Source organism: Streptococcus oralis ATCC 35037 (genome assembly GCF_900637025.1).
Taxonomy (GTDB): domain Bacteria; phylum Bacillota; class Bacilli; order Lactobacillales; family Streptococcaceae; genus Streptococcus; species Streptococcus oralis.
This window is the reverse complement of the sequence record NZ_LR134336.1, coordinates 601,060-617,884: the sequence shown is the minus strand read 5'-3', so window position 1 is coordinate 617,884 and position 16,825 is coordinate 601,060. Positions and strand designations below refer to the sequence as shown.

General features: G+C 40.5%; 6 protein-coding genes and 1 pseudogene. All 7 read right to left on the bottom strand.

Features of this window, described 5'->3' with window-relative positions:
- Positions 1-37: 37 nt before the first annotated feature.
- On the bottom strand, positions 38-4,549 hold the full coding sequence (locus EL140_RS03055; protein WP_001081921.1) for a S8 family serine peptidase: 4,512 nt from the start codon (positions 4,547-4,549) through the stop codon (positions 38-40).
- Between the two features lie 289 nt (positions 4,550-4,838).
- Complete coding sequence (locus EL140_RS03050) at positions 4,839-5,681, bottom strand: aldo/keto reductase (RefSeq protein WP_000844460.1); 843 nt, start codon at positions 5,679-5,681, stop codon at positions 4,839-4,841.
- An 81-nt stretch (positions 5,682-5,762) separates the two neighbouring features.
- Positions 5,763-7,151 (bottom strand): annotated as a pseudogene (gene pgdA, locus EL140_RS03045) (peptidoglycan-N-acetylglucosamine deacetylase PgdA); the annotation flags it as partial.
- 104 nt (positions 7,152-7,255) lie between these two features.
- Positions 7,256-8,983, bottom strand: a complete 1,728-nt coding sequence (ezrA, locus tag EL140_RS03040; protein ID WP_000064802.1) for a septation ring formation regulator EzrA — start codon at positions 8,981-8,983, stop codon at positions 7,256-7,258.
- A gap of 80 nt (positions 8,984-9,063) precedes the next feature.
- On the bottom strand, positions 9,064-11,010 hold the full coding sequence (gene gyrB, locus EL140_RS03035; protein WP_000134074.1) for a DNA topoisomerase (ATP-hydrolyzing) subunit B: 1,947 nt from the start codon (positions 11,008-11,010) through the stop codon (positions 9,064-9,066).
- Between the two features lie 13 nt (positions 11,011-11,023).
- A complete protein-coding gene (locus EL140_RS03030; RefSeq protein ID WP_025169033.1) occupies positions 11,024-11,587 on the bottom strand; it encodes an HAD-IA family hydrolase in 564 nt (187 codons plus the stop codon).
- A gap of 460 nt (positions 11,588-12,047) precedes the next feature.
- A complete protein-coding gene (locus EL140_RS03025) occupies positions 12,048-16,775 on the bottom strand; it encodes a glycoside hydrolase family 70 protein (protein ID WP_000970247.1) in 4,728 nt (1,575 codons plus the stop codon).
- Between the last annotated feature and the right edge of the window lie 50 nt (positions 16,776-16,825).

The window sequence follows — 16,825 nt, the reverse complement described above, 5'->3', positions numbered from 1 at the left end:
CAGACTCATTTATCAGTAAAGCTTCAGAAACTCCTGTTTAAGGGTGTCTTCTTGCTTTTGGTTTTTTGCCATGTAGATTTCTCTTGGCTTGTTTCAATGCTGTAATGGCATCTTTGACATCTTCTTGGCTCGCTCCTGGATCATTCAAGAGTTCCTGAGCTTCTTTAAAGGCTAGAAGATAAGCAGCTTTTTCTTTCTTATCTGCGTAGATAAATCTCGCATTTTTTTCTTGGAAAAGACGTTCATCTTTGACCAGTTTCTTCAGACTAGAGAAGTCAGTAGCTTTGCCATTCAGTTTACTTTTAGCCGTCGCTAGGGCAATGAGAGATTGGTCAATTTGATCCTGTTTGACTTTAGGATCTACAGCTAGTAAGGCAATTTCTTGGAAGGCACGATCATAAGCTCGACGTACTTTTTCCTTGGCATTAGCATATCTTCCAGTTTTAGTCGTTGCATAGTAAGCTTTCATGGCTTCTTTCAAAGCTGCAACATTCGAATCTTTTCCATCCAAAGCCTTACCAGCAGCTTCAAGACTAGCGAGAACTCCATCAATCAATTCTTGCTTCAACTTGCTTGACAAGGCTGACTGCGCCACTTGGAAAGCTTGGTCATAAGCTTTTCTCTTATCTGCACTACTATTAAAGTAGCGAGACGTTTCTACCAGTTCTTTTTGTTGATTTACCGCAGCAATCAAAGCCAACTTAGACACAACAGATAGGCGCAAAGTATTATTTCTACCGGGCTGAACGAGCAAGGAAACAAGATCTTCAAGGAGTTCATATCCAGTTGGCAAGGTGACTTGTACAGTATAACGACCTGTAGCAACTTTCTTACCAAAGGCGTATTGACCGTATTTTTCAGCAGGAAGAGTGATACTTGTCCCATCTTCTCCTTTCAGAACCACAGTAGTCGTCTTTGGAACTGCTTGATTGAAGGAAACAGACACTGGTGCATATTCTAGGAGATTTGCTAGGAAGGTAATGGTTTGGAAACTATTTTCTTCCGTCAAGTCAAACTCTTGGGATAAGGCACTGATAAATTTCAATTCTGTTCGGTCATAACTGAAAATTTCTGCTGTATAATGACCAAACTGTAAGAAATGAATCGCTTTTGTCTTGTCAACATCAACATATTGCCCCTTGCTATTTTTGATTCGATAGACGTAAAGGGTATCAATATCCTGGTTTGTTTTTGCATCCTTCAAGGCAATTTTCACTCGACCACTATTTTGATCGCGGACAAGTTCAGCAAGTGAGATATAGTCTACATTTCCTGCATAATCCTCTACAAGATAGTAAATATTAGCCTTGTCAACATCCTTAGGAAGTGTATAACTACCATCAGCATTGGCCTTAATCAGATGGGTGTTTTCAAGCGCACGAGTTCCAGACTGGTCTTTCCCAGTTAGAACCATGGTCCCTTTCTGGTCAAATGGTGTGATATAGAAGACTTTTTCTGAAAGGATACCGCCTTGACCCACATCTTTTGGTTTACGAGCTACGAATTCTTGGTTTCCATCTTTAAAGCGAATATAACCACTTGTGATGACAGGTTTTTGAGTATCAATCTGAATTTTAAAGGTTGTGTGTTGTTCTTTAGCTCCTGGAACGTCTGGTGTATAACTGATAACATAGTCATATAAACCATCTGCAACAGTATTGCCATCAAAATCCTGACCTCTCCAAGCGGTATTATCTAGAATATAACTCTTCAGATTTCTACTGTCTCCATCAAAGTAATTCTTGCGAAGATCCTTTGCATCGCCCTCCCAAATAGGATGTTCATGCTTGGTATCCGTAGCCGCATAAACTGTAGCCCGAAGATTTACAAGATTTCTCAAAGCAACCGTTTTGTATTCAACTAGGTCTTTGTTTCCATCATCGTTTGGAGAAATAGCAATACGGATATTCCCTTTTTCGTCCAACTGAAGAACATGCTTACCTTCAGCATTTTGTTCGATCCCCAGAACGGTAATTCGGCGTCCTTGGCGTTGACCTTTAGATACTAGAAGATCATTTTGCAAGGTTGCGAGATAGGTAGCATCATTAGAGTAATTAACGGCAGGATTTTCCTTGTCTACCTCTGTGTAAAATCCATTTTTCCCTTCTCGAACAAGATTGTAAATCGGTTTTTCGACAGCGGGGAGATTTTGGAATTCACCTCGGAAGCCCATAAATGCAAGACTCACAATATCTCCATCATCTGCTGAATCTACAAAGCGAACAAACCCTTCAAGGAAATAGCCATTTGGCATTTGTTTGCTGAGTTCAGCAGCAAATTTTCGAGCATCTACTTTAACAGTGACTGTTTGACTGCTGTGGGCTTTGACCGTCACTTCAGGCCAGACTGTCTCTGTTAATTTTCGAGGTCGAAGAGTGAATTTTCCATCTTGAACTTCGTCTGTATTGGTATTCACCACCATCTTGAGAGTACGGTCAGTATCTGAAATATTGTGTACAGTGACCTTGAAAGTAAATTGATCTCCAACATTTCCTAAAGTCACGCTTGGATAACCATTTTCACCCGTTACATAGAGGTCTGTTGACACTGTAGCAGCTGTATCCACAATACCAGAACCTTGCTGACGAGGAGAGGTATAAGTGCCTGTGTCCTTATTAACATGTGGTTTTGCAGTTGACATGATCAAGGCCTTGACAGTCTCTGATACTTGCTCAGGAGTCAATTCTGGATGGTGTTTTTGAAGGTATTCCTTAACCAGAACTGCAACACCCGTAACGTGAGGAGCCGCCATACTGGTTCCGCTGATACTACCGTAGGTATTGTCATTAAAGGATGAGTAGATATTGCCACCAGGAGCTGTCACATCTGGTTTCAATTGTCCATCGGTAGTCACTCCCCAACTTGAAAAGTCAGATAGCTGATTGGCTACATCAGAAGGACGATTATCCATCTTACCATTAAAAACAATCTTGTAGTTTCCTGATTTTAAGGCTTCACCATACTGTTTAGAAATAAATACAGAAGGAATTTTCTTTGCTTCATCATCAATAGCCATATTGATGTTTGCACCTTCTACATTATTGTAGATCAAAGCACCAAGTGCACCGTGTTTTCGTGCATTTTTGATCTTCTCTGAAAAGTTCATAGCTCCTCGCTGAATGAGGGCAAGTTTCCCAGTTAAATCCAACTTCGCAAAGTCTTCTTCACGACCTAAGCCTGCTTCGACGTATTCGTACTCTTTTCCTTTTTCAAAGTCCTTATCTGCTTCAGGTTGATTATAATCAAATTTTCCGTTATGAAGGCCGGCATTTCCCTCTAGACCTTTAACTTCAAAAACGGCTGTTGTCAATGTTTTATTGTTGACAGAAGCAACTGAAATCGAATCCTCAACAGTGGATGGATTTCCAACCAAGCCATAGTCTGGGTTTTCAGCTAGTGGTTTTGAATAACCATTTCCGAATGTATTGCTATTTCCTGCTGAGATAAGAACAGAAACTCCCTTGGCACGAGCCCGTTTGATGGCATCCACAATATCAGAACCAGCATCGACCATAGAACCAGTGCTAGATCCCAAACTCATATTAATGGCATCTGCTCCCAAGGCAACTGCATCATCAATCGCCTTTACATAAAGGGCCGAACTGGTCGTTTTTTGGCGGTCTGAAAAGACACGCATAAACATGACTTGGGCTTCTGGCGCAACACCATAGACCTTTTCACCATTTGGTGCCTCTTTATCAGGGTTTCCAGCTGCAATCCCTGTTACGTGCATCCCATGAGAAGTTCTTTCTGCTTCTTTGATCTTATCTGTTCCGTCAAAGTAGTCATAGGCATAGACAACCTTATCACTATACCATTTACCGTAGTCGATTCCAGCAGCCTTTTTAGCTGCTTCGATGGCTTCCTTGTTTTTAAATTTTGCTTTTGACGGATCCGAAATTCGAAGTACCTCATGATTCAAATCAAGTCCAGAGTCAATAATGGCAACAACGGTCCCCGTCCCCTTGTAACCAGCCTTCCAAGTTTTTGGTACTGTGATGATATCATTACTTGAAAGACTATTGGGTTTTGCAGACTCAGCTTTTTCTTGTTCTTTTTCAGTAGTTGCTGTTTCTCCAGTAGTTTTAGGAGCTGTCGTTGCTTTAGCCTCTTTTTTCTCTATGGTAGAGGCCTTCTCAGTAGCAGGCGCTGTACTGGTATCGACTGTTGTTTCTTTTTGAACGACACCTTGATTTTCTTCTTTTGCAACTGCGCTATCTTTTCCTGATTCTTGGGCTTCAGCAGTTTTATCAACCGGAGCATCTACCTTAGCATCTTGTTTACTAGCATCCTCTTTAGAAGTTTCAACTTCTTGTTTCTCTCCAACTACTGGTGCTATCCCATTAGTATTGGTTTGGTCAGTTGAAGAGTTTGAGTGTTTATCGTCTTTTAGCTCTGTCTTGATTGCCTGAGTTTGGGCTTGATTTTCACCTGTACTCTGCTCGTTGGCACTGACTTGACTTGCTCCAAAAACCAATGCAGTTCCCAATAAAACTGAAGCAAGACCAAATTTGTATTTCCGTAATGAAAAACGTTGTCGTCTATTCATAAATAATCTCCTTTTTCTTTAAAGTATACCTATTATAACGCAAATAATCATAAATTTTCATAAAAATCTGAATTGTCACAAAAATGTAATATTTACGTATATATTTCGCTTATTTAATTTTATCGTTCGTGTTATTTGTTCTATCAAACCAATGCTTTCTAAATCCGTTCCTATATTTCAATCCATAAAATCATTTCATTATACAAACAATTTAGATTTTTTATACATAAAAAGACTAGGATTTAAGATTCCTAGTCTTTGTTAATTCGGTATAAATCGATTTTAAAAATTAAAAATCCATCTCATCTACACGAGGTGCGCCCGAAGTCACTGAAATTGTCTTTAAGACTTCTCGCTCGTCTTTGCTGAGTTCAATTCCAAAACAGTCAAGATTGCTTTGGATGCGAGAGGCTGTTACTGACTTAGGTAGAGGTAAAAATCCTTCTGCCAAACTCCAAGCCAAGGCGATTTGAGCCACTGATTTCCCATGCTTAGCAGCAATTTCTTGGACTTCTTTCTTTTCAAACAACTCTCCTTGGCCAAAAGGTCCCCAAGCCTCTAAGAGAATTCCTTTCTCTCTACAGTAGTCAACCACTTCCTCTTGATAAACTCCTGGTGCCAAGCGCACCTGATTGACCGCCGGGATGATTCTTGCTGTCTCAAGCAAGGCATCCAAATGATGGGGAAGGAAATTACTAACGCCGATAGCACGGATTTTCCCTTCTTGGTAAAGGTCCTCCATCGCTCTCCAGACTTCAGCATTGCGAGTTTTCCATGCCTCATTTTCCCTTAGTGGTTTTGGATTTGGCCAATGGATAAGGTACAAATCTAGATAATCCAATCCCAGTTTTTCCATTGATTCTTCAAATGCTTGGCGTGCTTCATCATAGCTGTGATTGGTATTCCAGAGTTTGGTCGTTACAAAAATTTCTTGTCTTGGAATACCGCTATCTCGAATAGCACGACCAACACTTTCCTCATTTTTATAGATAGCTGCAGTATCGATATGACGATAGCCGGCCTTTAAGGCTTCTAAAACGGCTTGGTAGGCCACCTCTCCATTTTCAGCTTTCCATGTTCCAAATCCTAGTACAGGAATTGAAATTCCATTATTAAGGTTGTAAGATTTCATCGTTTTTCCTTTCTATGTGAAGAAAATCTAAAGAAACAAAACCCTGATTATCAGAACACTTGCTCCTTTAGATTTTAACAATTATTGATCACGATCGTAATAGATCTCGTGAGCTTTTAAGCGAGAATTGAGCAATTCAGGAACGGTCACAAATGTATACCCTTCACCCTTTAAATACTCAATAACACTTGGTAGAGAATTAACAGAAGGACCATGGATATCATGCATGAGGATGATGGAACCATTGCGAACCTGACGTTGAATCTCTGTCAAAATGGCTGTCTCGTTTTTACTCTTCCAGTCCAAACTATCCACGTCCCACATGATGAAGCTTAAATCAAGGCCGTTTCGAATATCATCAGTGATGGCACCATAAGGTGGGCGCATGAGTTTAGAGCTTGATCCTAAAACTTGAGTTAACAGATCTTCTGTATCAGTGATTTGCTTTTTAGCATCTTCGAGCGAAAGTTGTGAAAGAACGGGATGACTCCAGCTGTGGTTTCCTACAACATGACCTTCTGATTTCATTCGTTTTAGAAGATTTTCATTACCTGCAATGTTTTTACCAAGTACAAAGAAGGTTGCTTTTACACCATATTTAGCTAAAGTATCCAAAGCCTGCGTGGTTGTAGTTGGATTTGGACCATCGTCAAAAGTCAAGGCTACAACTTTTTTATTTTTCTTAGCAAAGTATGCTTGGTAAAGTTCAGCATCTTTTTCTAATAGATAAGAGGACTCAATGACATCAAAGAAACTGGATATTGGTAAGGCAATTTCCTCAACAGTCTCTCTAGGATTAGCAGGATAAAGGATGATTTGACTATCCTTATAATCAAAACTCCAAGATGTCAATTCTTGGTCTGTGAAGCTCTTTATAACTTGATCAATTTTTGCCTGGTCAAGTTTCTTATCTTCTAGAGTTGATTTGATTTGACTCAGTAAGAGTTCCTTAGCCTTACTTGCATCTTTGAAGAGTTTACTGAGGTCAAAAGCTTTCCCATCTTCGGTCAAGAAAATTTTCCCTAAAGAAGTCTTTTCTTTTTCTTCAACCTTTGATGCAGACAAATCGTAGACTTGCTTGCTGATATTACGAGCAACAACTCCCTTTAAGACGGGATCCAATTGCTCACTATAATAAAAGACCAAGTCCTCTTTATCTTCCAGCTTTTCTTTAATATCCTGGTTGATTTTTTCTCTAACAGACGCAATGACTTCCTCTCCTTGCAGAGGGTAGTAGGCAATCACCTCAGCTTGACCTTTTCGGAAATGGTCCTTCTGACTACCTGAGTTGAATTGCTGGTCCTTTTCGCTTTTTAGCGCTTCAATTTTTTGTTCGTAAGATTGCTTTTGTAGTAGCTTATAACCAATAGCACTTCCTAATAGAATCGTAGCAATTCCTAAGATTCCAACAAGGGAAAGCAATAGCCTTCTCGTTTTATCGTGAGAAACACGTTTCGCTCTATTTTTTTCATATTTCCATCATATCAAATCGAGGCTATTATTTCAATGATAAACAAGAATTCTGATTTCTTTTTAGAAAAATAAAAAAGCTTAGAAATATCTAAGCTTCTCGTTTAGAAACGAATCGTTTCACGTGTTTTCTCATATGAAGTTACAAAACGGTTTGTGACTCCTGGTTCAGCAACTTCCAAGGCTTGTGAAATTTTTTCAAATGACGCCTGGTAGTCAAACTCTTTTTCAAAAATTTCAAGCGCTTCGTTGAAGGCCTCTTGGATACGCTCATCAAATGAACGGTAACGGTTTGAGTATTGGAGTAGTTGCTCAGTCAAGGTTGCATATTGAACGATATCATAGGTTTCTGTTTCAAGTGCTTCCATATCATTTGTTGCGACTTCAAGAATTCGTTTAACCGATTCAATATTCACTTGTGGTTGTTCTAACTCTGCCATCAAATCTTCTGTGTTATGACTTGCAGTAAAGAAAAGTTTCAAGAAACTTTGAGGAATACCTGGCAAGTTTCTCTTCTCCATGTAACGTTTGATAGTATGCAAACGGTTCACATAGACATTTGCTTTTTGGCGAGCATTGAGGTCGTCTTTTTCAATTTGCGCAAGTCGTTCGCTAACAGAGATTTGCTCATCCTCTATATCCTTGAGGTTGCTTTGAAGCATTTCCAACTGTTCTTCAAGAGCAGAGTAGGCTTGTGTTGACTCACCTTTATCCTCTGTCACTTCCATGATTGCCGTATCAAGTGCAGCCAATTCTGCTTGAAGACGACGAACATGATTGCCATCACTTTCAGGAAGAAGGTAGGTTTTAGTCAAACGTTCAAGATCTTGAACAAGCACCTGATTATTTTCTTTCAAGTGGTTGAGATAAGTTGGTAATGTCGAAAGAAGACTTTCAACCACTTTTTGAGCTGCAATTTCACGAGTGAAGATATCATAAAGTGCGTTGATTTCTTCTTGGATGCGATTATTTTCATACTCTGCATTGTCCAATTCCAACTGACGAATATTTTCTTGATTATTTTTCAAAGACTCATGCAAAAGTTGGAAACGGGATTCAATATCTGTTTCTGTAAAGTGGTAGTTGGCATCCAACAGCTTGCGATAACCTTCTTCCAAATCTGCCAATTGTTCTGGCAGTTCCTTTGTCAAGGTTTCAACAAGAGCTGGAATTCGCTCAACGATGTGTGTCAAAGCGAGAATATGATTTTCAGTTGAATCAAGAATTGCTGCCGCTTCAACCGGGTCACCTGATGAATTTAGGGTAACAAATTGAGAGAATTCAGATTGGATGTTTTCCAATTGTTTCTCAATCTCAGGAAGGGCCTTCCCATATTTCTCCGAGTCTTCTGCAACGGTATGTTGAAGGGATTCAAACAAGTCCAAGGCATGAAGGACACGGCCACTATTCTTAGATTCTTGTTTTTCAAGATCAGAAAGGGCATTGCGAATAGCTGCAATATCTTCTTCAATCAAGCCGATTTGGCTTTCAATTTGATCAATCTTGTGAGCAGCTTTGAAAAAACGGAAAGAATTGTTGTAGCTTTCAGCTTCAAAGAGGTGATTTTCGATATCAGCAAATGAGTTCAGAGATAAATCAACCCATTTTTGGTTCCATTCACGGAAGGTCACCTGACTTTGACCAATCAAGTGCATGTTTTTAACGGCTTCAACCTCATCATTTACAGGAAGGTTGTAGAGTTCTTCTTTTCTTTCTTCAAGGGCCGTTAATCTGCTTACATTACGCTTACGTAAAAAGATGGCTGTTACATAAGCTAAGATCAGAATGACTGCAATTGCAACCATTAGATAAATTAGTTGTCCATTAGACATATCAAACTCCTTTTATACTAGAAACAATCGTAATGATTATATCATATTTTTTAAACCAAGGGAACTATTTCCCACATTTTTTAGACGTCAAGTGTACTGTAAACAGCGTTTTCTTCGATAAATTCGCGACGAGGTTCTACTCGATCTCCCATCAACATATCAAAGATTTTATCTGCTTCGGCAGCATCATCTACCGAAACACGCGCCATCAAGCGATGTTCAGGATCCATGGTTGTTTCCCACAATTGGTGGTCATCCATTTCTCCCAAACCTTTATAACGTTGGATGGTTGGTTTTGAACGCCCTTCACTATGACGTGCTAAGGCTTCTTGGAGTTTAATTTCTTGATCTGCACCAGGTTGAATGTATTCTTTGATCTCACTTCCCACTTTAACCCCATAAATCGGTGGTTGGGCAATATAGACATAACCAGCCTCTAAGATTGGTTTCATGTAGCGGTAAATCAAGGTTAGCAGGAGAGTTCGAATGTGGGCTCCATCAACATCGGCATCGGTCATCAAAACGAGTTTTTGGTAACGAGCCTTAGTGACATCAAATTCTGCACCAAATCCTGTTCCCATGGCTGTGAAAAGACTTCGAATTTCTTCGTTTGCAAGGATTTTATCCATGCTAGCTTTTTCAACGTTCAAGATCTTACCACGAATTGGAAGGATAGCCTGGAACTCACGGTTACGACCAGATTTGGCTGATCCACCAGCTGAGTCTCCTTCGACGATGAAGAGTTCGGTTTCAGCTGGGTTATTTGAAGAACAGTCTGCTAGTTTTCCAGGAAGATTGGAAATTTCCAAACCAGATTTCTTGCGTGTGACTTCACGCGCACGCTTGGCAGCTACACGAGCCTTGGCAGCCAAGATTCCTTTTTCCACGATACGCTTGGCAATCTGCGGATTCTCCATGAGGAAATCAGAGAAGGCATCGCTGAAGAGGCGATTGGTAATCTTGACTACTTCACTATTCCCCAGTTTGGTCTTGGTTTGTCCTTCAAACTGCGGGTTTGGATGCTTAACTGAGATAACTGCAGTCAAGCCTTCACGGACATCTTCCCCTGTTAGGTTATCTTCATTGTCTTTTAGTAGTTTATTCTTGCGGGCATAATCATTGATAACACGTGTCAGCGCTGTACGGAAACCTTGCTCATGCGTACCACCTTCATGGGTGTGAATGTTATTGGCGAAACTCATGACGTTTTCGTGGTAACCAGTTGTGTACTGCATGGCTACTTCAACTGTGATATCATCCATCTCACCGTCTGTGTAGATTGGTGTATCAAAGATCACATCCTTGTTCTCGTTGATATATTCAACGTAACTAGCAATCCCACCTTCATAGTGGTAATGTTTAGTCTGTTCGAGACCTTCACGCTTATCTGTGATGGAGATTCGAAGGCCTCGGTTCAAAAAGGCTAGTTCTTGAATACGTTTGTTTAATTTTTCAAAGTCAAAAGTCGTTGTTTCTGTAAAAATCTCTGGATCTGGTGTGAAGTGAACTGTTGTTCCCGTTTTATCTGTATCTCCAACCACCTCAAGATCAGCAACAACATGACCACGACGGTATTCTTGGTAATGAATCTTACCGTTTTTATGAACATGAACATCTAGTTGAGTTGAGAGGGCATTTACTACTGATGAACCTACACCGTGCAATCCACCTGAAACCTTGTATCCGCCACCGCCGAATTTTCCTCCAGCGTGAAGGACTGTAAAAACGGTCTCAACAGCGGGACGTCCTGTCTTTTCCTGAATATCAACAGGAATTCCACGCCCATCATCCACAACGGTGATGGAATTATCAGGCTCTATAAAGACTTGGATGTGACTGGCAAATCCAGCTAGAGCTTCGTCAATTGAGTTATCAACGATTTCCCATACTAGATGGTGAAGACCTTCTTTTGAAGTCGATCCAATATACATACCTGGACGCATACGAACAGCTTCAAGTCCCTCCAAAACTTGAATTTGACTGGCATCATAATCCTGTGCCTGTTGATTTTTGATTTCTTCTGTCATTTTTTCCCTTTTCTTACATGTCTATTGCTTGTCTCAATGTCGCAACGTTATTAAAAAGATAGGCATCTAAGCCAGCAGCTTTACCTGCTTCTACATCAATATTTCTGTCACCAATGACCAAACCAGATGTAATATGATATTTATCACGTAAATAAATCATGGACTCAGGATCTGGTTTCCGTTTAAAGCCAGAACTGGCAGTCACCACCTCGGTGAAGTAGTTCGCTATCTGGGTCTTAGCAAGAAGTTCTAGCACTTGGTCATTTCGATGAGAAACCAAGAAATGGCGACCACCCTTGTCCGAAATGTCTTTGAGTAATTCTGGAATTCCCTCAAACAAAACTGGATGCTCTAGCTCACGCGCCTCATTTTCTTTGTAGTTCTCTAAAAAAACCTCGATATCTGGTGCAAACTTCTCGATGGCAAAAGCTGTCGAAACCTTCAAGGCTTCGTAGACACGGTCGTGTTCTTGCTCTATTCCGTATTGGGCTAAGGTTTCTACAAAAGCTGCTGTAGAAGTCTCATAATTATCCAATAGGGTACCACCTAAATCCCATATATAGTCGTGATATTTCATACCCTTCATTATACCATTTTTTTATGAAAAAAGCGATGATTTCCTAGATTTTTCGGCTCTATAATTTCTATAGAGAGTAAAACACTATTGCATCGATGGAGCCTTTTTGTGAAGAATAGCTCCTATTTAAATAATCAAGCAAAATCTTTCTTCTCTCAAATGTACAAATTAAAAAATAGAAACTACTAACAACCGCGTCATTATTCGCAAACGAAACGCTTTTGGATTTCCAAACTTTAAAAATAGAATCCTCATTGCTTTGAATACCACATTAGAGAGCAGAAAAAGATTATTCCAATATGGAATCTCTTGTTAATTCATTACAGTTTCCAATGATTCCATCTTTCTTTTCAATTGTAATTTATTCTCCAAACAGTCAAAAAACGATAACGTCCTTTAAAGGAGTTATCGTTTTTGTATATCGTCAGATAAAGTTTGATTTTTATTGAGCTACATTCGATTAGTTTCTTCCGAAGTTTTGACCTCTACCATCGCGGTCAAAATACATCCAACTTCCATCTTCAAGTTGAATCCATTTGCTTCGAGCCATATCCCCTGAATTGGCATCGAAATATCGACTAACTCCATTCACATCAACAACTTTTCCTTTGACTTGCTTACCGTCTTGCGTGAAATAGAGAGTCTGTTGACCAACCTGCTGCAAGCCTGTCACTGCTTTTCCAGTTTGATCAAAATAGTACCACTCATTTGGGGAACCTTCGACAAACTTGTTGGTTGCCATCTCTCCTGAGTTAGCATCAAAGTAACGGATACTCTTATCTGAAAGTGTCACGATTTTGCCCTTGACTTGCTTGCCATCTTGGTCGAAGTAAAGTGTTTGTTTGTCAATCTTTTGAAGGCCTGTCACTGCTTTACCAGTTTGGTCAAAGTAATACCATTCGTTCTTGGCACCTTCTGCAAACTTGCCGACTGCCATTTCTCCTGAGTTGGCATCAAAGTAACGGATGGATTTATCAGCCAAAGTTACTACTTTACCCTTGACTTGCTTACCATCTTGATCAAAGTAAAGTGTTTGTTTGCCAATCTTTTGAAGACCTGTCACTGCTTTACCAGTTTGGTCAAAGTAATACCATTCGCTCTTGGCACCTTCTGCAAACTTGCCGACTGCCATTTCTCCTGAATTGGCATCAAAGTAACGGATACTCTTATCTGAAAGTGTCACGATTTTACCCTTGACTTGCTTGCCATCTTGGTCAAAGTAAAGTGTTTGTTGACCAATCTTTTGAAGACCTGTCACAGCAACTCCATCTGCTCCGAAATAGTACCAATCACTTGGGTTATCACCCTGAGCAAAACGATTAATAACAGCATTTCCTGAATCCTTGTCAAAGTAACGAAGTTTGCCATCCTTAGCACTCACAATCTTGCCCTTAACCTGATAGCCGTTTTCATCAAAGAATTGCTGTCCATCTCCTATCTTGACAAGACCTCGAGCCATAACGCCCTTGGCATCAAAGTAACGCCAGTTTTCACCATCAGTAGTGTAGTAACGGTTGAGAACTTGGGCACCAGTTTGATCATAGTAGTACTGATTACCATTTTCATCTTCACGGATAGAATCACGAAGTTGAATACCATTCTTCAAGAAATAAACGTGCTTGCCATCAATTTCATGAGCACCTGTTACAAGATAACCTCGTTTATCGAAGTAATACCAATTTCCATTTTCATCTTGGATAAAGGAATTTTTAGCTTGATAACCACTAGTTGAATAGAACTTGGTACCATTGGCATCACTAACAAATCCTGTGTAAGCATTCTTATTAACTAATTGCTTAGGCAATACTATCTCGCCATTTCTGTTAGTGAGATAGTCGTTGCTAGCCCAGTCTTTAAGAACATAGTAAGCACCACGACCTAAGATATTGGTACCATTGAAGTACTTAGCCGACCACTTGGTAATCTTCTCATCTGTTGTCATCTTTTGACCATTGGAAATCTGTACTCGTTCAAAGATTTCTGGATATTTAGCTTTGAGCTCATCTAAGAAGGCGCCACCGTACTTACCTTGGAAATCAGTTCCATTGGTCTTACTATTAGCTACATAGAGTTTTTCCTTGATTTCTGCACCTTCACGGTAGGTTCCGTAGTTGTTGACACGTGTTGCTGTTACCACTTCCTTACCTGGTAGGTTATAGATTTGGTCTGGTACCCAGTCCGCGATGGCTTGGATATTAACACTGTGAAGCGCACGAAGAGCATTGAGCAAATCTTTTAAAGAACCATATTTATTGTTCTTGCTCATCGCCATATCATAGCGGTCTTCAAAGGCATAACCATTCTGAATGATAGAATCTAAGAAAGTACCGTCTTGGCTAGATACATACTGAGGTGGTAGCTCAAATGAAGTTACTCCCCATTCCTTGAAGAGGTTGACATTTTTAGCAATAACTTTATTGGTATATTGGTCATCGCGGGTTGCAAAGTCTTGGAAGTTAGAAAATCCTTCGTAAATCAACTGAGAATCAAGGGCTGCGCTAGATTCGTAGACCTGACCACTAGCGTTTTTCTTCTTGCTTGCTGTTGTACGAGCATCCTGATCTGCCTTAGCGTCAACTGGTACCCAAACAGCCAGATATCCAGAAACCTGTACATTGCTATAGCCTGCAATATCATTCATATCAAAGGTTAAAATACCATTAGCATCTGTCTTCTTCCAGAGCGATTGCGGCACTTCTTCGTCAGTTAGATAGCGGGAAATGCCATCTTTGGTCGTCAAAAGCACAGGGCGATAGTATTGATTCTTGTGGGCTGCTCCCATATTGACTTGCAGTTTATCCCATTCGTTCAGTTTCAGGTTAGGGTTGTTAGAAGCAATAACAGCCATCCCTTGAGTACGAGTTTCTGCTGTTCCTTCATCTGTTGCTTCATTGGCACCAGTACCGTAGCGCACAGAAGTCAAAATACCATTGTAAGACCATTTATCAGCCTCACGAGGTACACCCATATATGTGACTTTCATGTCTTGTCCACCTGCTACATACTTAATACGAGCACGCAACAAGGCATCGATAGCATCGTGGTAAGGAGATTTTTTCTCCATGTATTGACCATCATCGGTATAGAGGTCACCATAGTAGACCCGAGTGATAGAGTCTTTATTGGAGAGCATGAGGGCATGAGCAGTTGGGATGTTGAACTGCGTATACTTCTTGTCTGCCTTACGCATATCTTCGTTGTAGATCTTGAAGGCTTGCTTGAGTTCATCCATGGTAAAGGTCAAACCATCCGTATTTGGATTGATATTTTCTCGGATGATGTCAGCAATAACAGTTTGTACTTCACTGTCATGAGCCCGAACAAAGATATAGTTAGCCATCCGTTCGCCATTTTTCTTTTCAGAAGAACGGTCATTTAGACTATTTGTAATCGTAGGCTCTACTCCGCTACGGATAGATAGATTACGCATGAATGAATAAAGCAAGGACAAGCGTAGCTTGTTGTCAATTGCTAGTTGAGCACCTTTAGTATCTTTGTTGTAGTCAGGATCGTTATCAGACCAAGCTTCCAAGATAGACAAATGCTTGATAGCTTCTTCTTCACTTTCTCCCACCTTGTAGCGAGACTTGAAGTAGTCAGATGCGATTTGGAGCAAGTCTGCGTTGACATTGTCCACCGCATCGACACGAACTCCATCAAAATTAGCAGTCGGATCATTGGCTACGATGCTTCCAAAGTTCATCATAAAATGCAACCAGTTGAGTTGTTCGGCTTGAACAGCTGGATTAGAGTTGTCAAAGTCGTTAGCGAGCAAGAACTCATAACCACCATTTGACTTGTCAATGAAGTACTTAGGTGTACCTGTTTGACTAGTAGGGGTACGGTTAAGCAGACGGAACTTAGAGTCAGCATGAGGGCTCTTCTCATTATTGGTATAAAGCAAAGCTCCACCCTGCAAGTGGTCCTTTTTAGTACCAGTTGTTTCAGACTCTGTCTTGATATTCCAGTTTGGCTGGGTTTTGACAAAGGCACCCATCAGCGTTCTCAACCATTTGGTATCGCCTTCTTTACCAATTTTTTCCTCAATTTTGCGCTGAACCTGCTGAGAAGCTCCTGTCAGGAGAGCTTGTTCAACTTTGTTTTCAAAAGCACCTGCTCCCAGACCTTGTTGGTTCATATAGTTGAGGTAATTAATCTGAGTACGTTTATCAGGCCACCAAGCCATCAAAAGGGGACGTAAGTCTGTTTCTGTCGAAGCCGTCCATGTTTTTCCATCTTTTAAGATGAACTTTGGACGATACCAGCTATCTGCTGTCAAATAACCGTCTACAGTTTCGATATCCTTGTCAGTCGTACCGTAAAAAGCATTCTTTTGAGAGAATTCATTATTGAGACTGCTGGTTCCTTGTTGGAACTGATATTCATTTGAATCAACTAAGGCACCGGTTTCTGCATCAAAATAAAGTATTCTCCCATTAAGTTCAACTGCAAAGTTCTTTTTAACTGTACCATCGTCCTGAACATAGTAATTTTTACCATCAATGGTCTTAATATGAGATAGGACATCATCATCATGGTCAGCATTTACAGGTGCAGGTTGAGCCTGATCTGCCACCATTCTTTCAGCTATTGCTCCCTGTTTTTGAGCAGGTTCGGGCAAGCGATCTTTCTTTGCAACCTTTGGATTTGCAACAATCTTGTCTTCAACAGCCGTTTTTTCTCGCTTGTCGCCTTCTTGGTCTTGGGCAGTTGTTGGCCTTGCTTGTTTATTCTGGTCTGCTACTTCAGTTTTAGGAGTTTCTGTGATTGCATTAGCAGCTTTAACTTCTTCAGCAACAGCAGCCTTTTCTGTAGATGCTTCTTTCGTATCTGCTGGTTTAGCAGGCTCTTGAGCATTGGTTTGAACTGTTGCTTCTGTATTTTCTGCTGGTTTAGCAGGTTTTTCACTAGCAGCAACATCGCCTGTCACCTTGTCTGCAGGGGTTGCTTTTTCTGCTTCTTGCTCAGATGCTATTTTAGCTTGGGCTGGAGTTTGCTGACCCGGATCACTAGTCTGAGCTGTAGCAGGTTCTTGAACCACAACCTGCTTTACATCATCCGCATGGACAACGCCTGGTTCTAGACCAAGTACCTTTGGTGCTACAATAAGGGCCAAGGTCGTCAAAGCAATGGCTACCCAGTTTTTCTTAACTTTATGCATCTTATAATGAATCTTTTTCTCCATCATAAAGCCTCCTTCTGAATTTAGTATAAAGTTATGCCCTTATTCTAGTATAT

Coding starts and splice junctions, on each gene's coding strand:
- EL140_RS03055 (WP_001081921.1), bottom strand. CDS start 4,549: ATGAATAGACGACAACGTTTTTCATTACGGAAATACAAATTTGGTCTT.
- EL140_RS03050 (WP_000844460.1), bottom strand. CDS start 5,681: ATGAAATCTTACAACCTTAATAATGGAATTTCAATTCCTGTACTAGGA.
- ezrA (WP_000064802.1), bottom strand. CDS start 8,983: ATGTCTAATGGACAACTAATTTATCTAATGGTTGCAATTGCAGTCATT.
- gyrB (WP_000134074.1), bottom strand. CDS start 11,010: ATGACAGAAGAAATCAAAAATCAACAGGCACAGGATTATGATGCCAGT.
- EL140_RS03030 (WP_025169033.1), bottom strand. CDS start 11,587: ATGAAATATCACGACTATATATGGGATTTAGGTGGTACCCTATTGGAT.
- EL140_RS03025 (WP_000970247.1), bottom strand. CDS start 16,775: ATGATGGAGAAAAAGATTCATTATAAGATGCATAAAGTTAAGAAAAAC.